This is a genomic window from Kitasatospora sp. NBC_00315, assembly GCF_041435095.1.
Lineage (GTDB): Bacteria > Actinomycetota > Actinomycetes > Streptomycetales > Streptomycetaceae > Kitasatospora.
Map to the genome: position 1 here is coordinate 3,218,629 of NZ_CP108025.1, position 20,342 is coordinate 3,238,970.

The window sequence follows — 20,342 nt, forward strand, 5'->3', positions numbered from 1 at the left end:
GACATCATCCTATCTTGGACTTTGTCCAAGTCAAGAATATGACGAAGTTCGGATGCATTCCGGAGAAAGACGGCCCTTGCTACCCTGGACGCCATGAGTGACCTGCTGGAACGACTGCGCGAACGCGGATGGCGCCTGACCGCACAGCGGCGCGTCGTGGCCGAGGTGCTCGACGGCGACCACGTCCATCTGACCGCCGACGAGGTACACGCGCGCGCCGTGGCGCGGCTGCCCGAGATCAGCCGGGCGACGGTCTACAACACGCTCGGCGAACTGGTGGTGCTCGGCGAGGTGCTGGAGGTCGCCACCGACGGGCGGGCCAAGCGGTACGACCCCAACGCCCACCGGGCGCACCAGCACCTGATCTGCTCGGGTTGCGGCGCGATCCGTGACGTCCACCCGCAGGGCGACCCGCTCGCGGCCCTGCCGGCCGACCAGCGCTTCGGCTTCACCCTCTCCGGCGCCGAGGTCACCTACCGCGGACTCTGTCCCGCCTGCCGGTAACCCCGCCTGCCGAGGACCCCGACCACCGGCAGCCCCGACCACCGAGGACACCGACGACCACGGCCCCGGGCACTCCCCGCCGCCGGGCCGCCCGCCAGGCGCTCAGGCCGCCAGGCGCTCAGGCCGTCAGGCGCTCGGGCCGTCAGGCGCTCGGGCCGTCAGGCGCTCAGCTCGGCGTGCAGCGCGCCCAGCAGGCGCCCGGCCCGCTCGGCCACCTCGGCCGGACCGTGGTCCGCCGCCCGCCGGCACCAGTTCTCCGCCTGCACCGGCTCCCCGCGCCGCAGCGCCAGCAGGGCGAGGCGCAGGGCGGCCCGCCCGTGCCCGGCGTCGGCCGCCCGGGTGTACCAGAGCATCGCCTCGGCCTCGCTGTCCTGGCGCGCCAGCAGCAGGCCGAGGTTGAAGGCCGCACTGCGGCTGCCGGCCTCGGCGGCCCGGCGGTACCAGCTCTCCGCGATCTCCAGCGCGCCGCGCTCCGCCGCCCGTACGCCCATCCGGACCTGCGCCCGGCGGTGGCCCGCGTCGGCCGCGACCGCGTACCAGTGCTCGGCCTCGGTGTCCGCGTCGCCGCGCCGGTCCAGCAGGGAGGCCAGCCGGAACGCACCCTCGGCCGAACCCCCGCCGGCGGCCTGCCGGTAGCGCTCCAGCGCGCCCGGGAGGTTGCCGCGCTGCTCCTGGGCGACGGCCAGTTGCAGGGCCGCCTCGCCGTGCCCCTCGGCGGCAGCGCGCGCGTACCACTCGTGCGCCTGCTGCTGCTCCCCGCGCCCGGCGTGCAGGACGCCCAGGTTGAAGGCGCCGTCCACGCTGCCCGCCTCGGCGGCCTTGGAGAACCAGGGCTCGGCGCCCGACTCGTCACCGCGCTGGAGCAGCACGACGGCCAGCGCGTTGCACGCCTCCCGGTGCCCGGCGTAGGCCGCACGGCGGTACCACTGCTCGGCCTGCTGGTCCCGGCCCGCGCCCGCGCAGAGCAGGCCGAGGTTGAAGGCGCCGTTCTGGTCTCCGGCGTCGAGCGCCGTCCGGTACCAGTGCTCGGCGGTCGCGGCCTCGCCCCGGCCCGCGTGCAGCGCGCCGAGCGCGTTGGCCGCGTTCCCGTCACCCGCCTCGGCGGCCTCCTGCCACCACTCGGCGGCCGCCGTGAGGTCCCCGGAGTCGCGCAGCAGGTAGCCGAGGGCGCAGGCCGCCCGGGGCTCGCCGTTCTGCGCGGACTGCCGGTACCAGCGCGCCGCCTCGTCCGGCTCGCCGCGCTCCTCCAGCAGTACGCCCAGGCGCAGCGCGGCGCGGGCGTGACTGCGGGCGGCGGCGGTGCGGTACCAGGTCTCGGCGGTGTCCTTGTCGCCGGCCGCCTCGCGCATCCGGGCGAGCCGGTAGGCCGCCTCCCGGTGGCCGGCGTCGGCGGAGACCTTGAACCAGCGCTCGGCGCGCACGTCGCGCCGGTGCTCCATCAGATCGCCCAGCGCGTAGGCCCCGAGGGGGTGACCGTGGTCGGCGGCGAAGTGCAGCCAGTACTCGGCGGCCTCCTCCTCGCCCTGGTCGCGCAGTTGCAGGCCGAGCGCGTGCGCGGCGGGCGCGCTGCCGGCCACCGCGGCCTGCCGCCACCACTGGGCGGCCTCGGCCCGGTGGCCCTGCTGGTGCAGCAGGACGCCGAGGTTGTTGGCGGCGGCGCGCAGCCCGGCGGCGGCGGCGCTGCGCAGGTACGGCTCGGCGTCCTCCAGGTCGCCGCGGCGCAGCAGCAGGGAGCCGAGCCGGCTGGCGGACTCGGTGTCCCCGTCGTCGGCCGACTGGCGGTGCCGGCTCTCCAGCGCGGCCTGTTCGCGGGCGGCGAGCGCGGTCTCGAAGGAGGCTCCGTCGACGGAGGAGCCGTCGAGGTCGGCGCCGTCCCGCTCGGCCAGGGCGGCCTGCGGGCCCGCGTACGGGGTGATGCCGGCGGCGATCTCCTGCGCGGAGACGTGCACGAGGCTGTCCGGACCGGTGCCGGCCGACGACCGGCGGCCCGCCGGGGCGCCGGTGCGCTGGGCCGGGAGCGCGCCCGGCCCGCCCTCCGGGTCGTCCGGGCTCTGGGCACGGGATTCGGTGTCCGGCTCGGTCGTGACGGGCTTGGTCCCTGATCCGTTCTTTCCGATCAGTTTCATGCCGACTCCCGCTCCCCCAGAGTGTCGCGGCATCCTCCCCCAGCCTTCGGCCGGGGGGACCCCCAAGGGGCGCGTCGGAGCGGACGACCGGTCAACAGTCGTACTCCGTCCCCCATATGGTCCATCGTCGCATCACCCACAACCCGCGTACACCTGCCCCGGCCAAATTGGGCGGAGCGGGCCGAAGCCGGCGGGATTGCTTCAGTGCTTTGTCGATTTCCCGACACTTGAGCCTCACAAACCCCGACCCGGGCCCCGATGGCGAGACCCTGCCCCCAACGGGCGAACGGGCTGCCGCCCGGCGGCCTCGGCGGTCGGCGTCCTCGGCGACCTCCGGTCGGTTCTCCCCGCCCGGCCGATCGGTACGGATCGGCGAGCAACGCTAGATAGTACCGAAGGCGGCGCCTCCGGGGCGGCGGCCCGCCCGGGACACCCCGGAGGCAATCGGGGACGGAAAACACCGAGGGCCCGGAGGAAGAATCCTCCGGGCCCTCGGCCTGTGTAGCGGGGACAGGATTTGAACCTGCGACCTCTGGGTTATGAGCCCAGCGAGCTACCGAGCTGCTCCACCCCGCGTCGGTAACTGAACAGTAGCACGGACGCGGGGTGGATCACCAATCGGTTCTCGCAGCTCAGGGCTTGGACAAGGGCGAGGCGGACGGGGCGGAGGACGACGCCGGGGAGGACGGGGCGGGCGCCGGCGGAGCCGGGGAGGGGGTCGCCGCCGCCGACGACCCGGCCGCCGCCGCCCGGTTGATCGCGTCCTGGAGCGCCTTCTGGGAGTCGCCGTACTTGGCCCAGTCGCCGTTCTTCAGCGCCTCCTGGCCGTCGGTGAAGGCCTTCTGGGCGTCCTGCAGGGCCTTCTGCAGATCCGGCGAGGCGCCCGGGGCCGGTGTGGTGGTGCCCGGGGCCGGCGTGGTGCCGGGCGCACTGGGCACCGTCGGCGTGGTCGGCGCGGTGGCCGCCGCGTTGCCGAGCACCTTGGCCAGCGCCTTCTCCAGGGTGTCCTCCAGTGCGACGTTGTCGTTGCCGTACACCGCCAGCACCTTCTTCAGCACCGGGACCCTCGCGCTGCGCCCCAGCAGGTAGACCGGCTCCACGTTGAGCAGCCCGCCGCCGACCGGGAGGGTCAGCAGGTTGCCGTACTCGATGTCGGAGTCGGTGCCCGTGCGCAGCAGCGTGAGCTGGTTGGCCACCGCCGGATCGGAGTTGAACTTCGCCTGGGTCAGCTTCGGCCCCAGCGCGCCCGATCCGCTGGGCACCTTGAGGATCCGGATCTTGCCGTAGTCCGGCCCCGGGTCCGCGCTGACCGCCATGAAGGCGGCCAGGTTGTCCCGCCCGCTGGGCACGAAGCTCGTGGTCAGCGAGAAGCTCGCGGCCTTGGCGTCGGGCATCCGCAGCGTCAGGTAGTACGGCGGCTGGACGTCGCCGGTGTTGACGGTCGGGTCGACCGGCACCTGCCAGATGTCCGTCCCGTTGAAGAAGCCGCTCGCGTCGGTCATGTGGTACTGCGAGAGCAGGTCGCGCTGCACCTTGAAGAGGTCCTGCGGGTACCGCAGGTGGGGCAGCAGGGTGGCCGGGATGGCCGTCTTCGCCTTGACCGTGCCGGGGAAGGCCTTCATCCAGGTCTTCAGCACCGGGTCGGCCTCGTCCCACTGGTAGAGGGTGACCTCGCCGGTGTAGGCGTCCACGGTGGCCTTGACCGAGTTGCGGATGTAGTTGACCTTGTTCGCCGCGGTGAGCAGCTGCCCGCGCTGGTCGGTCAGCGAGTCCTTGGTGACGTCGCCCAGCGTGCTCTTGGAGGAGAACGGGAACCCGTCCGAGGTGGTGTAGCCGTCCAGCACCCAGACCAGCTTGCCGTCCTGGACGACGGGGTACGGGTCGGCGTCGATGGACAGCCACGGGGCGACCTTCTCGACCCGCTCCTTGGGGGTGCGGTCGTAGATCACCTTGGCGCCGTCGGTGATGGCGCCCGAGTACAGGATCTGCGGCTCGGCGAACTTCACCGCGTACGCGGCCCGGGTGAGCGGGTTGCCCAGCGAGACGCCGCTGCCGCCGGTGTACGTGTAGGTCTGCGCGGCGCCCGACTCGGTGGTGAGGTCGATCTCCTGGTTGGTGCCGCCGACGATCGAGTAGGTGTCCGTCTTCTCGCCGTAGTACACCCGCTGCTGGTAGTCGCCGAACGAGCCGGTGGTGGGCAGCGAGGACTCGGTGTAGACCGGGTTGCCCAGGCTGTCGACCTGGTTGCCCTTCGCGGCGACCAGCCCGTAGCCGTGGGTGTACTTGAAGTGGTCGTTGATCCAGTTGCGCTGCTGGACCCCGCTCAGGTCGAGCTCACGGGCGCCGACCACGGTGTCCTGGCTGCCGTACCGGTCGACGTCCAGGGTCTTGGGGAAGGCGTAGTACTTCCGCAGCGCCTCGTTCTGCTGGAACGTCGGGGAGACCACGTTCGGGTCGAGCAGGCGGATGTCCGCGATGGTCTGCGCGTCCGGCTTGAGCGCGTCGGCGTCGGTCGACCCCTTCGGGTCGTAGCTCTGCGTCTCGCTGTCCGCGATGCCGTACGCCTGCCTGGTGGCGTCGATGTTCTTCTGGATGTACGGCGTCTCCTTGGCCTGCTCGTTCGGCTTGACCTGGAACTGCTGGACGATCGCCGGGTAGACCCCGCCGATCAGCACCGCCGAGAGCGCCATCAGCCCGAAGCCGATCAGCGCCGGCGCCCAGGTGCGGCGCACCGGTGTCAGGAAGAACAGCACCGCGCAGATGATCGCGACGAAGAACAGGATGGTCTTGGCCGGCAGGAAGGCGTTGGCGTCGACGTAGCGCAGGCCGGTCCAGCCGTCCACGCCCTTGTAGCCGCTGGTCTTGACCGCCAGTGCGTACCGGTCGAGCCAGTACGCGACGGCCTTCAGCAGGACGAAGACGCCCAGCAGCACCGCCAGGTGGCCCTGCGCGCCGGCGCTCGCCCGGCGTCCGGGCCCCTGCAGCCGCAGGCCGCCGTACAGGTAGTGCACCAGGACGGAGGCCAGCAGCGCGACGATCACCGCGCTGAACGCGAAACCGAGCAGGAACTCGTAGAACGGCAGCTCGAAGGCGTAGAAGGAGACATCGAGGTTGAACTGACTGTCCTTCACCCCGAACGGAGTCTCGTTCGTCCACAGCAGCCAGGTGCGCCACTGGCCGGACGCCGCTGCTCCGGCCACCAGGCCGATCAGCAGCGAGACGCCGATCAGCACCCAGCGCCTGAACGGCGCGATCCCGGAACGGTAGCGGTCCAGGCTCTGCTGCTCGACCGACATCGCGGACAGCGGCGGGCGCAGCCGGTGGGCCAGCCAGATGTTGGCACCGACGAACAGCGCCATCAGCAGACCGACGACGGCGAACAGGCCGACCTTGGTCCACAGCTGGGTGGTGAAGACGGAGGAGTAGTCGACGGACTTGAACCAGAGCCAGTCCGTCCAGAACCCGGCGAACATGACGAACAGCAGGAACAGCACCGCGAGGACGCCCACCGTCAGCAGAAGCACCCGGGTGCGCCGCGAGGGTGGGCCCACTCTGGGCCGGAATCCCGGTCCTGAGCGGTCGGGCATCTGGAACACCACGGTGGCACCTCGGCTGTGTCGTCTCGGATCGTTCGGTCCTCCATGCAACTTAATCAGTCTTTACCTGAGTTCCCAGGCTTTGTGCCCGGTTCACCGAAGGGGACCCGGGCACGGCGGCACGAGCGCGCACCGGCGGCGGGAGCGGCGGCGCGGGCGGCCCGCCGCCGCATGTGAAAATTGGGGTATGTCCGATGCTTCCAACACCCCGTCCGACGTCTCCGGCCTCCCCGCCGCCACCCCGCTGACCCGGGCCGCGCTGGAGATCGACGAGTACGCCGCCACCCTCGGCTGGGATCTCCCGGCCCGGCTGTTCGCCCTGGTCGACAGTGCCCAGCTGCGCAAGGCCGACCCCAAGCTGGCCCGGCAGCTCGGACTGGCGGACTCCGACGAGCCCGGTCTGACCCCGATCGAGCAGGACGAGCTGCCGGCCGGCATGGAGCTGGACAAGTTCCTCGGGACGATCGCCTGGCCGGACATGATCGCCGGCTGCGCCCTGGTGGTCGAGCGGCTGATGCTCCCGCCGGGCGCCGAGCAGAGCCGGCCCAAGAACGCCACCGAGGCCCAGCTCGCCGACTGGGTGGCGAACCACCCCAAGCGCGAGGAGGTGCGGATCACCGCCGCCGTGCTGCGCGACGGCAAGCGCGAGAGCGCGCTGCGACTGCGCTCCAAGGACGTCGCCCGCGAGGTGCTGACCGGCCCCGACCTGGTGCCCGGCCTCACCGACGCGCTGCTGGCGACCTTCGCCTGACCACTCGGCCGGCGCTCCCCCGGCGCTGTCGCCCCGCGGCTCCCGGGCTCAGCCCTTGCCGCAGGACGGCAGCGCCGAGGTCTGTCCGGAGCGGACCTCCTCCAGCGACTTCAGGGCGCCGTCCAGCGTGTCCGCCTTGATCAGCGTGAGCCCGTCCGGGGTGGCCTTCGCCGCCGACGCGCAGTTGTCCGCCGGGGTGAAGAAGTACTGGGCGCCGGCGTTGCGGGCGGCGATCAGCTTCATCTCGATGCCGCCGATCGGGCCGACCTTGCCGTCGTCGGTGATCGTCCCGGTACCGGCCACGAACTTTCCGCCGGTGAGGTCCTCGGGCGTCAGCTTGTCGATGATCCCGAGCGAGAACATCAGCCCCGCGCTCGGGCCGCCGACGTCCTGCAGGCCGATGTCCACCTGGAACGGCAGGGTGTGCTTGGTGCCGGGCCGGATCCCGACGATCGCCCGGTCCTCACCGTCGGCCTTGGCCGTGGTGACGGTGACCTGGGTCTGGTCGGCCGCGGCCGGCGTCGGGCTGTCCTTGCCGCGCGGCACGACGGTGAAGACCACGTTCTCGCCCGGCTTGTGCTTGGTGACCAGTTTGGCCACCTCGTCCTCCGCGGTGACCGCCGTGCCGTCCACCGCGACGATCTGGTCGCCCGCGTGCAGCTTGCCCTCGGACGGACCGCCGGCCACCACCGAGGAGACGATCACCTCGGTGCCCACCGGGAAGCCGAGCTGGCTGAGCGCCGCCGTCTTGGCACTGTCCTCGGAGGAGGCGAACTCCTCGGCGTTCTGGTCCTGGGCCTGCTGGTCGGTCTGACCGGAGGGGTACACGTTCTCGTGCGGCACCACCAGGACGTCGCTGCGCAGCCAGCCGACCACGGCCGAGACCAGGCTCGGCTCGTACTTGGCGCCGGTGACCTGGACGGTGGTCATGTTGAGGTGCCCGCTGGTCGGGTAGCTCTCGTGGCCGGTCACGGTGATCACCGGCTTGCCCGTCTTGTCCTGCACGCCGAGCGTGTTGTAGGTCGGCCCGGGGCTCATCTCCGTGTAGGGAACCTTCATCAGCACGGAGGCGCAGAGCAGGCCTATCAGCAGCAGGGTGGCGGCGAGCATCGTCGCAGAGCGGCGTGGCATGGCACGACAGTACGGGACGACTGTGAGAACGCGCCCCCCGGGCTACCGCCCCGGACGTTCACCGCCGCCGGCACCGGGCCCGGCGGTGGTGCGTTCCATCGCGGCCAGGAAGCGCTGGTGCTCGGCCAGCGAGGCGGGGTCTCCCGCGTCCCTCGGGGTCCGGCCCGCCCAGAGTGCCCAGACTCCGGCCAGCAGCGCGGCAACAGCGGGAATGATCAACCAGGCGAGCGCACCCATATCCGTACTCCCCAGCTCGTCGTGTCTATGAGCAGATTAACCACCCAGGCAGACAACGGGCGCGACGCCATCCGGGTTACGGCGCCCGCCGCCGGGCCACGCCCGGCGGACGCACCACCGGGCGCGCGGCCGAACGGGTGAGAGCCGTCCGCTCAGCAGGAGCCGGCGCCCACCCACTCCTCCTCGCCGTCGGAGAACACCTGGTGCTTCCAGATCGGCACCTCGTGCTTGAGGTCGTCGATCAGCCGGCGGGCCGCGGCGAAGGCCTCACCGCGGTGGGCGCAGGAGACCGCGACGATCACGGCCTTGTCGGTGATCTCCAGCCGGCCGATCCGGTGCACGGCGGCGAGCGCGCGGACCGGGAAGTCCGCGACGATCTTCTCCGCGATCCGGCGCATCTCCTGCTCGGCCGTCGGGTGGCAGCTGTACTCCAGCGCGGCGACCGACTTGCCGCCGTCGTGGTCGCGGACCGTGCCGACGAAGACCGTGGTCCCGCCGGCCGCGTCGTCGCCGACCGCTTCGTACACCTCGTCGAGGGAGAGCGGGGTGTCGCGGACGGCGAGCAGGCGGATGGGGTCGTGGTTCTCGGGCATGCCCCCATGATTCCTCATGGCGGGCGGAGTCGGGCAAGGGGCTTCCGCATCACGATTGTGAAATTTCGCATCGCGAGAAAGCGGGCGCCGTCGGTTGCGCGGGGCCCGGCCTCAGAAGCGCCGGCGCTTGCGGGCCCGGCGTACCAGCGCCGCCGTACCGACCAGCGCGACCGTCGCGCCCGCCGCGCCGAGACTGGTGGCGGCCTCCTTGCCGCCCAGACGCCGCCCGGCCACCGCGTGCTTGCCGGAGACCTGCGCCAGCAGCTCGGCCAGCACCTGCTCGTTGGAGTGCACCGGCCGCCAGCCCGCCTCGTGCAGTCGGCTGCCGGAGACCACCCAGGGGTACATGGTGTAGGCCAGATCACCGGCCGGGGCCGGGGTCAGGCCGAGCCGGTGCAGCCGGGCGGCGGTGCCCAGCGCCAGTGAGGCGGGCAGTTCCATCCGCCGGATGCCCGAGAGCTTCTCGACGTCCTCCTGCTCCAGCCAGCCGTCGCAGCCGACCGTCACCTCGCCCTCGACCAGGCCGAGGGCCGCGTACTCCAGCGCCGTCGCCAGGTCGTCCACGTGGCAGAACTGCCAGCACGGCCGGGAGCCCGCCACCACCAGCAGCCGAGGGGCCTCGAAGTGCCTGGTCAGCACGGTGTCGACGCCCGGCCCGACCACCACGGCCGGACGCAGCACCGTCACCTGCAGACCGGGGTGGGCCCGGGGCGCCCGGCGGGCCAGCCGTTCGATCTCCAGCAGGTCGCCGACCAGCGTGGCCTCCTCGGTGGCCCGCAGCTCGGAGTCCTCGGCGAGCGGCACCTCGTTGTCCGCCAGGGCCCCGTAGACCATCGCGGAGGTGCAGAGCACCACCCGGCTCACACCGGCGGCCGCGGAGGCGGTCAGCACCGTCTGCGCGCCCCGCACGTTGTACGCGCTCCGGGCGCGCGGGTCGGTCTCCATGCCGAGGTCCATCGCCAGGTGCACCACCACGTCGACCCCGGCCAGCCGCTCGGCCACCGCCGGGTCCCGAACGTCCAGGACGCGCCACTGCACGCCCGGCACCTCGCCGCGGCGGTCGTCGATCGCGAGCACCTTGCGGACGCCGGGGGAGGCCACCAGCCGGGCCGCGACGCGCAGACCCAGCACCCCCGCCGCGCCCGTGACGGCCACGGTGAGCGGCCTGCCGCCGTACGCTGGAGACGGCGACACCGTGGTACCGGGGTCGTCCTCGCCTCCGGTCAGCCCAGAGCGAACGTCCGAAGGCGGGGAACTCACCGGCCATCCTCCACGGTTAGCTTATGTGCGTACGTACGAGTGTTACGTACCGACCCATCCTGCCCGAGGCGAAGGCCCGGCGGTTGCAACCGGACCGGTCCAGACCGTGCCGAAGCCGCCCACCGGCTGTGAGTTTCGGCTCAGCCCACCGCCCGGGCCTGCAGACTTTCCCGCCACACCACCCGCGTGACGGCCGACCAGATCGAGGAACTCGTGAGCGACCTCCCCTTCGGATTCGGCGTTCCGCCCGAGGAGCCCGAGGACGGCAAGGCCAAGGGCGACAAGGACGACAGTGACGCGGGCGGCACGTCCGAACCCGGCGCCACCCCGCAGCAGCCGTTCGGATTCGGTGCGGGCAACCCGCTCGGGGCGCTCTTCGGCATGGGCGCGCCGGGTGGCACCCCCAGCGCGGACAACCCCTTCGGCGCCATGCTCGGCGGCCTCAACCCCGCCGACCTCGGCGCGGCGTTCCAGCAGCTCGGCCAGATGCTGTCCTTCGACGGCGGACCGGTGAACTGGGACCTCGCCAAGGACATCGCCCGGCAGACGGTCGTCGCCGAGCCCGCCGAGGGCAAGAACAAGGACCGCTCGGTGAGCACCGCCGAGCGGTCGGCGGTGGCCGAGGCGATCCGCCTCGCCGACCTCTGGCTGGACTCCTCCACCGAGTTCCCCTCCGGCGCCGCCTCCGCCGTGGCCTGGAGCCGCGCCGAGTGGATCGAGGCGACCCTGCCGGTCTGGAAGGACCTGGTGGACCCGGTCGCCGAACGGGTCGGCAACGCCATGGGCGGCGTGCTGCCCGAGGAGATGCAGGCCATGGCCGGCCCGCTGATGGGCGTCATGCGCTCGATGGGCGGCGCGATGTTCGGCACCCAGATCGGCCAGGCCCTCGGCGCGCTGGCCGCCGAGGTGGTCGGCTCCACCGACGTCGGCCTGCCCCTCGCTCCGGCCGGCAAGGCCGCGCTGCTGCCGCAGAACGTCGCCGAGTTCGGCGAGGGCCTGAGCGTCCCCGCCGACGAGGTCCGCCTCTACCTGGCTCTGCGCGAGGCCGCCCACCAGCGGCTCTTCGCCCACGTGCCGTGGCTGCGGGCGCACCTGTTCGGCGCCGTCGAGGCGTACGCGCGGGGCATCAAGGTCGACACCTCCCGGATGGAGGAGCTGGCCGGTCAGCTCGACCCGAGCAACCCCGAGGCCCTCCAGGAGGCGCTGGCCGGCGGCCTGCTCCAGCCCGAGGACACCCCCGAGCAGAAGGCCGCGCTGGCCCGGCTGGAGACCGCGCTCGCGCTGGTCGAGGGCTGGGTGGACGCGGTGGTGCACAGCGCCGCCGAGCCGCACCTGCCGCAGGCCGGCGCGCTGCGTGAGACCGTCCGTCGCCGCCGGGCCGCCGGCGGACCGGCGGAGCAGACCTTCGCCACCCTGGTCGGCCTGGAGCTGCGCCCGCGCCGGCTGCGCGACGCCTCCCGACTCTGGGCCTCGCTGGCCGACGCCCGGGGCGTCGAGGGCCGGGACGCCCTGTGGGAGCACCCCGACATGCTGCCGACCGCCGCCGACCTCGACGACCCGGACGGCTTCGTGCACCGCGGCTCGGCCGGGGAGGCCGAGGGCGGCTTCGACTTCGACGCGCTCGACAAGCTGCTCGGCGACGCGGCCGCGGGCAAGGGCACCGGCAGTAGCACCGGCAGCGGCGACAGCGCGGGCGACGACACCGACGGCCCCCGGACCGAGGGAAAGGACGAGCCCGAGGCATGACCGTCACCGAGACGAGCGCGACGGCGCTGCACACCGACGCCGTCCGCACCCTGGACGGCTGGCGGTCCGCCGACCCGGAGCAGGAACGACTGCGGCTGGACTACCTGGCCCACCTGGCCGGGCAGCCGGACGGCCTGTTCCGCTCCTGCCTGCCCGCGCACATCACGGCCAGCGCCGTGGTGGTCGACCCGGCGGCCGGCCGGGTGCTGCTGACCCTGCACCCGAAGGTCGGCATCTGGCTGCAGATGGGCGGCCACTGCGAGCCCGGCGATCCGACGCTGGCCGCCGCCGCCCTGCGCGAGGCCACCGAGGAGTCCGGCATCCCCGACCTCGTCCTGCTCGCGCCGGGCGGCGAGCCCGCCCCGGCGCTGCTCGACCGCCACCTCGTGCGCTGCACCGGCCGGGAGCGCCCGGAGAACACCCACCTGGACGTCCAGTACGTCGCGGTGGCCCCGCCCGGCGCCGAGGCACTGATCAGCGAGGAGTCGCTGGATCTGCGCTGGTTCGACTACGACGCGCTGCCCGAGCTGACCGACCACTCCCTCCGGGCCCTGGTGGCCCGGGCCCGCGAGCTGACGGCCTGAGCGCGCGTGCGGGAGGGGCCCGGCCGGGCCCCTCCCGCACGGCCCGCGCCGGGGGCGGCTCTCCCCCGGGGCCCGGCCGGTCGCGGCTCAGCGCACCGGCACCCGCTGCGGCGCCAGCAACTCGCTCGGCTGGACCAGCACCACACCGCTGCCGGTGAAGGCCATCTCCCAGCCCTCGGTGGCCGTCCCGCGCCGCCGCCAGGCCTCGGTGTTGCTGCTCTGTGCCTGCAGCTGCACCTCCAGCCCGGAGGACCAGCCGACCACCGCGTCGGCGTCCGCGTACACGTAGCGCCCCGGCTCCACCCGCATCACCAGCGGCTGTCCGGAGGTCATCAGCACCAGCTTGCCCGTACCGGTCAGCTCCAGGCTGTACGAGCCGACCCCGGCGATCCGCTCACCGCCCTCGACGCCGACCACCTGCCAGCTGATGGTGGAGTCCAGCGCCAGCACGTACGTGCTGGTCACCGTGAGCCGCTCCCGTCGCAGATCCAGGATGTGCAGGTGCCGGCCGAGGTTGGCGAGGTAGACCGTGCCGGTTCCGGTGCACCGCATCAGGTCGAGCGCGGTCGGCTGCTGCCGGCGCGATCCGCGGCCCCGGCCGTTGCCGGTCGGCGGCGCCCAGCCGGTGAACTGCACCCGGCCGGTGTGCGCGACCATCGCACCGCTGCGGGCCAGCACCGACGTGCGGCCGTCCAGCACCACCCGCAGCATCTGCGGGTTCTGCAGGGCGAAGTGCTCGTCGCCGGTCAGCGCGGCGTGGTCGAGAAGGGGACTCTGCACGGTGATCGCTCCCTAGCCGCGGATCTTGAGACGGTCGGACGTGTCCTCGCTGGGCTGCACCACCACGAAGCCGGCGCCCCGGAAACCCAGCTGGAGGGCCTCACCGCTGCCCCGGCCGATCAGCGCGCCGACCTTGACCGAGCGCTTGGTCCTGATCTCCAGCCCGGTGGTCCAGGCGACCAGCGCGTCGGGGTCGACGTAGGTCTCCGCCTCCGCGCAGTCCAGCACCACGGGGACGCCCCGGGAGGTGACCGAGACCCAGCCGCTGCCGCCGACCGTCACGTTGAACAGGCCGGTGCCGGCCAGCATCGCGGGGCCCTTCACCTTCTCGACCTTGCAGGTCAGTGAGGCGTCCAGGGCCAGCAGGTGCGAGCCGTTGACGGAGAGCGACTCGTCGTCGAGCTGCAGGTTGAGCACGTCCGCGCCGAAGTCGGCGAGATAGAGCGTGCCGTCCCCGGACCAGCGCAGCAGCGGGCTGCGCTCACCCGAGGCCCACTCCCCGAACGCCCGCCGCGCGCTCTGCGAGACCGCCTCGTACTGCAGGAAGCCGTCGTAGGCCACCATCGCGCCCGGCTTCGCCAGGACGTCCTGCCCCGTGGTCACCGCAACCTTGCACATCGCGGCGCCGTGATTGCTCATCCGGGCCGCCGCCGGGGCCTCCAGGTACCCCTCCAGGTACGTGCCCGGGAGCGTCTGCCTCTCCATGGATCCCGCCTGCCTCTCCCGGACTCGTCCGGACTCTCGCGGATTTCTCCCGCTCTGTCAGACCTCGAACGGCTGGACCACGACGAAGTTGCCGGGGCCGCCCCTGAACTGCAGGCTGTAGGACTCCGCCGCGTGCCCGGCATAGGCCGAGCGCCTGATCCGCACCGGCGCGGTGGCGATCACCTGCGCGCCCTTCGACCACGCCACCAGGGCGTGCACATCGGCATAGGTCTCCGGCGCCGGGGTCACCGGGAGCACCACCGGGACGCCGTTGGTCTTCACCACCACCGTCCCGTGGCCGGTGAACTGGAGGGTGAAGAAGCCGCCGTGCGGCATCCCCTCGCCCTCGATCCGGCGGACCTCGTGCTCCAGCCCCGCGTCGAAGGCCAGCACCCGGTCGGAGCTGACGCAGATCGAGTCGCCCTCCAGCCGGACCACGTGCAGGTGGCTCGCCTCGTCGGCGAGGAAGACCTGCCCCTCCCCGGAGACCCGCATCAGTTTCAGCTGCTGGCCGGTCAGGTTGCCGGTGAGCCGGCGCAGCATGCCGGAGCTCTCGTGGGCGAAGTCCGCCCTGCCCTGGTAGGCCACCATGCTGCCGTGCAGCGCCAGGACGTCCTGGCCCTTGGTCAGGGTGAACCGGACGAGGTTGTCGTTCTGCTTGATCCAGCCGGTCTGCTCGGGGAGTTCGGCGTACTTGGTGAGCGAGATCCGCACGCCGGGGGCGGGAACGGGAGCCGCGACGGGAGCGGGCACAGGCGCGGGCGTGGGCGCCGCGACGGGTGCCGGTTCGACGACGGGAGCCGGTTCGACGACGGGTGCCGGTTCGACGGCGGGTGCCGGTTCGACGACGGGTGCCGGTTCGACGGCGGGAGCCGGTGCCGCCTGCTGGGCCGGGATCCGCGGCGTCGCCTCCGCGCGGGGGGACGGGGTGGGGGCCGCCCCGGGGGCCCCGACGGGCTCCGGGAGCACCGCGGGCGCCGGCTCGGGGCCGTCCTCGACCACCTCACCGCCGAAGTTCTCCAGCAGCGCCTGCAGCCCGCCGTCGAAGCCCTGGCCGACCGCGACGAAGCGCCACTCCCCGCCCCGCCGGTAGATGTCCGCCAGCATCACGGCGCGCTCGGTGCTGAACTCGGCGCCGGTGAAGCTGTACCGGCCGACCTCGGTACCGCCCGCGACGATCCGGACGTGTCCCGAGGCGACCTGGGACATCCGGCCGTCGCCGTCGATGGTCGCGGTCACACTGAGCTTGTGGATGGCCTGCGGGACGTCCGCCAGGGCTATCCGGAAGGACTCGGTGTCGTCCTGCTGGGCGCCCAGCAGTCGCACCGAGTCCTCGGGGCTCGCGGGCTGGTTGAAGAAGACGAAGTAGCGGTCGTCGCTGAGCCGCTCGTCGGCGTCCAGGCCGAAGCAGCTGACGTCGAAGGTGAGGCCCGGGGCGGTCAGCCGGACACCCAGGTAGAGCTCGGTCACCGGGGTGAGATCACCGATGCGGACGCGGGACGCCTTGGCGAGTTCCCTGGTCATGGCGCTGATCACCCTCCCTGATGAGTACCGGTCTGATCCCGGTGACCCTATCCCAGGGGTGCGGGTGGGCAGCAGGGCCCGAGCGGACCGCGAACGGCGGTGGCCCCGGGCCCGACGGCGTCCGCGCGGGCCACTCCGACCGTCCTGGAGGCCGTCCGAAGGGGTCTAGTGGCAGGATCCGTCCGCCGCCGGTTCGTGGTCCCGGCCGGGCGCCGGCTCCGCGCTCCGCGCTCCCGGGATGTGCGGCAGCCGGGCGGCCGACACCACACCCTCCAGGTAGCCCCGGGCCCGCTCGGTGCGCGGGTAGGCCTCCAGGAGTGCCCAGAAGCCGGGCCCGTGGTCGGGCACCAGCAGGTGCGCGAGCTCGTGCAGCAGTACGTAGTCGATCACGTACTCGGGCATGCCCTGCAGGCGGTGGGAGAGCCGGATCGTGCCCTCACCCGGGGTGCAGGAGCCCCAGCGGGAGTTCTGGTTCGTCACCCAGCGGACCTGCCGGGGCCTGGCCCGACCGCCCAGGTGGGCGGCGGAGAGCTCACGGGCGCGGGCCGCGAGCGCGTCGTCCCCCAGCACCCGGCGACTCTCCTGCGCGGCGAGCTTCTCCAGCATCTGCGCCACCCAGCGCTGCTCCTCCGCGAGCGACATCCGGGCCGGGATCAGCACGACGGTGCGATCGCCCTCCCGGTACGCCGAGACCGTACGGCTGCGCCGGGCACTGCGGCGGACCTCCACCCGGGAGCGGTCGACGCCCTCCCCCTGGCCGGCCCGGGGCTCCGGTGACGCGGGTGCGGCGTCCGGCTGCCCGGGCGGTCCCGGGTCCGGACGCCCGCGCGTACTCGGCGCCGCGACTCCCGGCCCGGATGCTGCCCGGGCACGCCTGCGCGACGCCGGGGGACGGGGTTCCCGTTCGGCCGCCATGGCACACGACGTTACCTGCTGGCACTGACAGAAGTCCGGCGCCATGGCCGAAATGTTGCGTGGAGTGAGCGGATACGAAAGGCCTACGGCGGGTGACATGCCCGTGCGGCCCGATCGGACCCAAAGTTATCCACAGGGTGCACGAAGGGATCGTGTGATGATGCAACCGGACCTGTGGACAACGGAGTTCACGGCGGGCAGCCGATGGGGCATGCTGCCGTCACCGCCGCCCGCCCGGCGCGCGGGCGCCCCACGGCGCCCCGGCGCCGGGCGGCCGGAACCGACCCGGAGGACCCCGCATGCGCCCACTGCTCAAACCCGCCCTCTCCCGCACCTGGCGGGACACCGAGACCCTGCAGTTCGGCACCGTCCACCGCCACGCCCGGGTCGTCGAACAGGCCGGGCCGGCCTTCTGCTCCTTCCTCGGGCTGCTCGACGGCACCAGGGAGCGCCCGGCCCTGCTGGCCGCCGGCGAACAGCTCGGCCTCGGCCTCGACCGGACCGGCGAACTGCTCGACTCGCTGGAGAAGGCCGGACTGCTCGACGACGCCGTGGCCACCCGGGAGGCACTGGCCCGCTACCCGCAACCGCACCGGGAGCTGCTCGCGCCCGACCTCGCCTCGCTCTCCCTGATCCACCCCGAGCCCGAGGCGGCGCCGGGCGTGCTGCGTGCCCGGGCCGCGGCCAGGATCGAGGTGCGCGGCGCCGGACGGGTCGGCGTCGCGGTCGCGGCGGTGCTGGCGGCGGGCGGCGTCGGCACCGTCACCGTCGTGGACGGCGGTCGCGTCACCCACGGCGACTGCTCCCCCGCCGGTCTGCCGCCGAGCGAGGTCGGCCGGCTGCGCACCACCGCCGCCCGCTCGGCGGTCCACCGGGCCGCCGGGCACGGGCTGGCCGAGCGCCAGCGCCACTCCCCCGGCGGCTCGCCCGCCCCGCCGCCCTCGCTCGTCGTGCTGGCCCCCCGGGACGGCGGCGGCGCCTTCGCCGGCGGCGCCTTCGAGGCCCGCCGGCTGATGCGGGCCGGCGTGCCGCACCTGTACGTCGGCGTGCTGGAACACCTCGGCGTGGTCGGTCCGCTGGTGCTGCCCGGCGCCTCGGCCTGCGGCGACTGCCTGGCCCTCACCCGCACCGACGAGGACGCCGCGTGGCCCCGGCTGCTCGCCCAGCTCGCCGAGGACGGACCGGGACGGCCGCGCACGCCCGCCTGCGACACCGCACTCGCCACCGCCGTGGCCGGGCTCGCCGCCCTGCACGTCCAGTTGCACCTCGACGGCGCCCGGCCGCCGAGCGTGGACGGCTGGTGCGAGGTGTCGGCCGCGGACGGCCTCGCCCGGCGGCTGCGGCTGCGCGGCCACCCCGACTGCGGCTGCCTCTGGCAGCCCCTGGCCGTCCGCTGAGCGGGCGGCACGCGGCAGCGGGCCGGTGGGCGGGCGGTGGGTGGGCGACACGTCGCGGCCCCGGCCGGGTGGCGGCCGGGGCGGGCGGGTGCCGTACTGTCGGCCGTCCCGCACTATCCACAATTCGGCCGGGCCGCCCCGGCGAGCGGGCACAATGGCGTAGTGGTAGTGACCGTCGCCCCACCGGCCTCGCAGCTCGCGAAGGCCGCCGGGGGCGTCTGACTGGGAGGCCCGGGTGAGCGATCTTCCGCGCAAGGCAATGACCCGTACGGCAAAGCTCGCCGCTCTGCCGCTGGGGATGGCCGGCCGGGCCACGCTGGGCCTGGGCAGGCGGATCGGCGGGCGATCCGCCGAGGTGGTGACCGCGGAACTCCAGCAGGCCACCGCCGACCAGCTCTTCAAGGTCCTCGGCGAGCTGAAGGGCGGGGCGATGAAGTTCGGGCAGGTGCTGTCCGTCTTCGAGGCCGCACTGCCCGAGGAGGTGGCCGGGCCCTACCGCGCGGCGCTGACCAAGCTGCAGGACGCCGCTCCGCCGATGCCCGCCGCCAAGGTGCACGCCGCGCTCGCGGAGCGGCTCGGCGCGGACTGGCGTGAGCGGTTCAGGAGTTTCGACGACCGCCCGGCCGCCGCCGCCTCGATCGGCCAGGTCCACCGTGCGGTGTGGCACGACGGACGCCGGGTCGCGGTCAAGGTGCAGTACCCGGGCGCGGGCGACGCCCTGCTCGCCGACCTCGCCCAGCTGAGCCGGGTGGCCTGGCTGCTCGGCCCGCTCATCCCCGGGCTGGACATCAAGCCGCTGATCACCGAACTGCGCGAGCGGGTCGCCGAGGAGCTCGACTACGAGCTGGAGGCGCAGGCCCAGGGGCGGCACGCCGAGGAGTTCGCCGACGACCCCGACATCAGCGTCCCGGGCGTGGTGGCCCAGGCCGACCAGGTCCTGGTCACCGAGTGGATGGACGGCACCCCGCTCGCCGAGGTGATCGCGAACGGCAGCCAGGAGGAGCGCGACCGGGCCGGGCACCTGCTCGCCCGTTTCCTGTTCGCCGGGCCGGCCCGGACCGGGCTGCTGCACGCCGATCCGCACCCCGGCAACTTCCGGCTGCTCAAGGACGACGGGCCGGTCGACGGCTGGCGGCTCGGGGTGCTCGACTTCGGCACCGTCGACCGCCTCCCCGGCGGCCTGCCCTCCACCATCGGGGACGCGCTGCGGATGGCGCTGGCCGGCGACGCCGCAGGGGTCCTGGACATGCTCGGCGGGGAGGGCTTCGTCAAGCCCTCGATCCGGCTGGACCCGGACGCCGTGCTCGACTACCTGCTGCCGATCATCGAGCCGGCCACGGTGGACACCTTCCACTTCAGCCGCAGCTGGATGCGCTCCCAGGCCGCCCGGATCGCCGACCCGCGCTCCCCCGCCTACAACCTCGGCAAGCAGCTCAACCTGCCGCCCTCGTACCTGCTGATCCACCGGGTGACCCTCAGCACCATCGGCGTGCTCTGCCAGCTCGGGGCCAACGCGCCGTTCCGGGCGGAGATGCTGGAGTGGCTGCCGGGCTTCGCCGGCAAGGACTCGCTGAGCAAGCCCTGACCCGCGCCGACATGCGGACGGCCGCTCCCCCGAGGGGGAGCGGCCGTCCGCATGTCGAAGGCTGGGCCGTGCCGGCGCTCACATCAGCGCGACGGCCAGCGCCTTGCGCGCCCGCAGGGAGGCCAGCTCGGCCTTCCTGCGGAGCTTGTTCGCCCGGACGACCCGCAGGACGAGCCGTTCGTGCTCGGCCTCCTGCAAGCGCTCTTGCATATGGGCACGCGCCAGGGATTCGTGAAGAAGTTGCATCTCGAGGGTCCTGTTCTGGATCTGAAGTTCGGTGGTCTGCTCTGCGCGGACGGTGGGATCGACGACGACGGCGGTCATGTGGTGGTCCTGCTCGTGGTGCGTGCTCGGAAAGGGGATGCTGCGGGCTGTGTCCGCCTTGGCGGCGGCGAGGCGGACGGAATGGCGCAGGGCACTGTCCAGCGGGGGCTGCTCTCCCCGGCGGACGGCCTCGGCACCGATCTCGGGGGTCACGCCATGACCTCGGTCTTGCGCGGACGGCCCCGGGGACGCTTGCGGGCCACCACGACGCCCTGGACGAAGAGCTCGCCGCCCCAGACGCCCCACGGCTCACGCCGCTCCAGCGCACCGGTCAGACAGGCGTCCTTCACGGGGCAGGTGCCACAGAGGGACTTGGCGTACTCGACGTCCGCCGGGGTCTCCGCGAAGAAGACCTCCGGGTCGAAGGCGCGGCACGGGATGGGAAGGCCGAGGGTCTCGGCGTCGTCGATCGCGGTGAGCTGCATCAGGGATACCTCCGGGGGGTCGGCCTGGTCGGCCTTGGTGATCTGGTCTGTCGTCGGTACGGACGGGAGGGGCGGTGTGATGACCGTGGACACTGTGGGCGTCTTCCTCGTCTTTTCAGTGGGTCCGGCTCAGCTGGCTGGTGGGGCTGGGCCGGAGGC

Annotated in this window: 18 protein-coding genes and 1 tRNA gene; 6 read left to right on the top strand and 13 right to left on the bottom strand. The window is 73.3% G+C overall.

Translation table 11 applies throughout. From position 1 onward, the window contains the following. The first annotated feature begins 93 nt into the window (after positions 1 to 93). A complete protein-coding gene (locus OG823_RS12850; RefSeq protein ID WP_371479626.1) occupies positions 94 to 504 on the top strand; it encodes a Fur family transcriptional regulator in 411 nt (136 codons plus the stop codon). A gap of 158 nt (positions 505 to 662) precedes the next feature. Here the strand turns inward: OG823_RS12850 and OG823_RS12855 are convergent, their stop codons facing one another. The 3 genes from OG823_RS12855 to OG823_RS12865 all read right to left on the bottom strand — a co-directional run bounded on the left by OG823_RS12855 (position 663) and on the right by OG823_RS12865 (position 6,217). Beyond that, positions 663 to 2,630 carry a tetratricopeptide repeat protein gene (locus OG823_RS12855; RefSeq protein ID WP_371479628.1) on the bottom strand — a complete coding sequence of 656 codons (1,968 nt, stop codon included), beginning with the start codon at positions 2,628 to 2,630 and terminating at the stop codon, positions 663 to 665. A 502-nt stretch (positions 2,631 to 3,132) separates the two neighbouring features. Next, a tRNA-Met gene (locus tag OG823_RS12860) sits at positions 3,133 to 3,206 on the bottom strand. Between the two features lie 56 nt (positions 3,207 to 3,262). Then, complete coding sequence (locus OG823_RS12865; protein ID WP_371479630.1) at positions 3,263 to 6,217, bottom strand: UPF0182 family protein; 2,955 nt, start codon at positions 6,215 to 6,217, stop codon at positions 3,263 to 3,265. 196 nt (positions 6,218 to 6,413) lie between these two features. On the opposite strand from OG823_RS12865, the gene OG823_RS12870 reads away from it, so the two are divergent. Further along, positions 6,414 to 6,977 carry a PPA1309 family protein gene (locus tag OG823_RS12870; RefSeq protein WP_371479631.1) on the top strand — a complete coding sequence of 188 codons (564 nt, stop codon included), beginning with the start codon at positions 6,414 to 6,416 and terminating at the stop codon, positions 6,975 to 6,977. Between the two features lie 48 nt (positions 6,978 to 7,025). Here the strand turns inward: OG823_RS12870 and OG823_RS12875 are convergent, their stop codons facing one another. The 4 genes from OG823_RS12875 to OG823_RS12890 form a co-directional block, all read right to left on the bottom strand. Beyond that, positions 7,026 to 8,108 carry a PDZ domain-containing protein gene (locus tag OG823_RS12875; RefSeq protein ID WP_371479632.1) on the bottom strand — a complete coding sequence of 361 codons (1,083 nt, stop codon included), beginning with the start codon at positions 8,106 to 8,108 and terminating at the stop codon, positions 7,026 to 7,028. A gap of 42 nt (positions 8,109 to 8,150) precedes the next feature. Further along, on the bottom strand, positions 8,151 to 8,345 hold the full coding sequence (locus OG823_RS12880; protein ID WP_371479633.1) for a hypothetical protein: 195 nt from the start codon (positions 8,343 to 8,345) through the stop codon (positions 8,151 to 8,153). A gap of 152 nt (positions 8,346 to 8,497) precedes the next feature. Continuing rightward, entirely contained in the window at positions 8,498 to 8,938 is a 441-nt protein-coding gene (locus tag OG823_RS12885) for a molybdenum cofactor biosynthesis protein MoaE (protein WP_371479634.1), read from the bottom strand. 111 nt (positions 8,939 to 9,049) lie between these two features. Then, the gene (locus OG823_RS12890; RefSeq protein ID WP_371479635.1) at positions 9,050 to 10,198 is read right to left on the bottom strand and encodes an NAD-dependent epimerase/dehydratase family protein; all 1,149 of its coding nucleotides are present in this window, start codon (positions 10,196 to 10,198) and stop codon (positions 9,050 to 9,052) included. 213 nt (positions 10,199 to 10,411) lie between these two features. Here OG823_RS12890 and OG823_RS12895 point away from each other — a divergent pair, with 213 nt between their 5' ends. Together OG823_RS12895 and OG823_RS12900 are read left to right on the top strand one after the other, a co-directional pair. Beyond that, positions 10,412 to 11,944 (top strand): zinc-dependent metalloprotease, encoded by a 1,533-nt coding sequence (locus OG823_RS12895; protein WP_371484455.1) that lies wholly within the window; start codon positions 10,412 to 10,414, stop codon positions 11,942 to 11,944. Then, positions 11,941 to 12,528 (top strand): NUDIX hydrolase, encoded by a 588-nt coding sequence (locus OG823_RS12900; protein WP_371479636.1) that lies wholly within the window; start codon positions 11,941 to 11,943, stop codon positions 12,526 to 12,528. The genes OG823_RS12895 and OG823_RS12900 overlap by 4 nt, the downstream gene beginning before the upstream one ends. Before the next feature lie 87 nt (positions 12,529 to 12,615). Here OG823_RS12900 and OG823_RS12905 read toward each other — a convergent pair whose 3' ends face one another. From OG823_RS12905 to OG823_RS12920, 4 genes are all read right to left on the bottom strand, one after another. Further along, entirely contained in the window at positions 12,616 to 13,308 is a 693-nt protein-coding gene (locus OG823_RS12905; RefSeq protein ID WP_371479637.1) for an AIM24 family protein, read from the bottom strand. A gap of 12 nt (positions 13,309 to 13,320) precedes the next feature. Then, positions 13,321 to 14,013, bottom strand: coding sequence for an AIM24 family protein (locus OG823_RS12910; protein WP_371479638.1), 693 nt, complete (start codon positions 14,011 to 14,013; stop codon positions 13,321 to 13,323). Between the two features lie 57 nt (positions 14,014 to 14,070). Continuing rightward, positions 14,071 to 15,537 (bottom strand): TerD family protein, encoded by a 1,467-nt coding sequence (locus OG823_RS12915; protein ID WP_371479639.1) that lies wholly within the window; start codon positions 15,535 to 15,537, stop codon positions 14,071 to 14,073. A 165-nt stretch (positions 15,538 to 15,702) separates the two neighbouring features. Continuing rightward, complete coding sequence (locus tag OG823_RS12920) at positions 15,703 to 16,266, bottom strand: M48 family metallopeptidase (RefSeq protein ID WP_371479640.1); 564 nt, start codon at positions 16,264 to 16,266, stop codon at positions 15,703 to 15,705. Between the two features lie 485 nt (positions 16,267 to 16,751). Here OG823_RS12920 and OG823_RS12925 point away from each other — a divergent pair, with 485 nt between their 5' ends. Both OG823_RS12925 and OG823_RS12930 read left to right on the top strand, forming a co-directional pair. Continuing rightward, positions 16,752 to 17,849: a ThiF family adenylyltransferase gene (locus OG823_RS12925; protein WP_371479641.1), complete on the top strand. Its 1,098-nt coding sequence runs from the start codon at positions 16,752 to 16,754 to the stop codon at positions 17,847 to 17,849. A gap of 235 nt (positions 17,850 to 18,084) precedes the next feature. After that, complete coding sequence (locus OG823_RS12930) at positions 18,085 to 19,434, top strand: ABC1 kinase family protein (RefSeq protein WP_371479642.1); 1,350 nt, start codon at positions 18,085 to 18,087, stop codon at positions 19,432 to 19,434. Between the two features lie 78 nt (positions 19,435 to 19,512). Here the strand turns inward: OG823_RS12930 and OG823_RS12935 are convergent, their stop codons facing one another. Both OG823_RS12935 and OG823_RS12940 read right to left on the bottom strand, forming a co-directional pair. Then, positions 19,513 to 19,911, bottom strand: coding sequence for a hypothetical protein (locus OG823_RS12935; protein WP_371479643.1), 399 nt, complete (start codon positions 19,909 to 19,911; stop codon positions 19,513 to 19,515). After that, on the bottom strand, positions 19,908 to 20,276 hold the full coding sequence (locus OG823_RS12940; protein WP_371479644.1) for a WhiB family transcriptional regulator: 369 nt from the start codon (positions 20,274 to 20,276) through the stop codon (positions 19,908 to 19,910). Before OG823_RS12940 ends, OG823_RS12935 begins: the two co-directional genes overlap by 4 nt. Positions 20,277 to 20,342 lie beyond the last annotated feature (66 nt).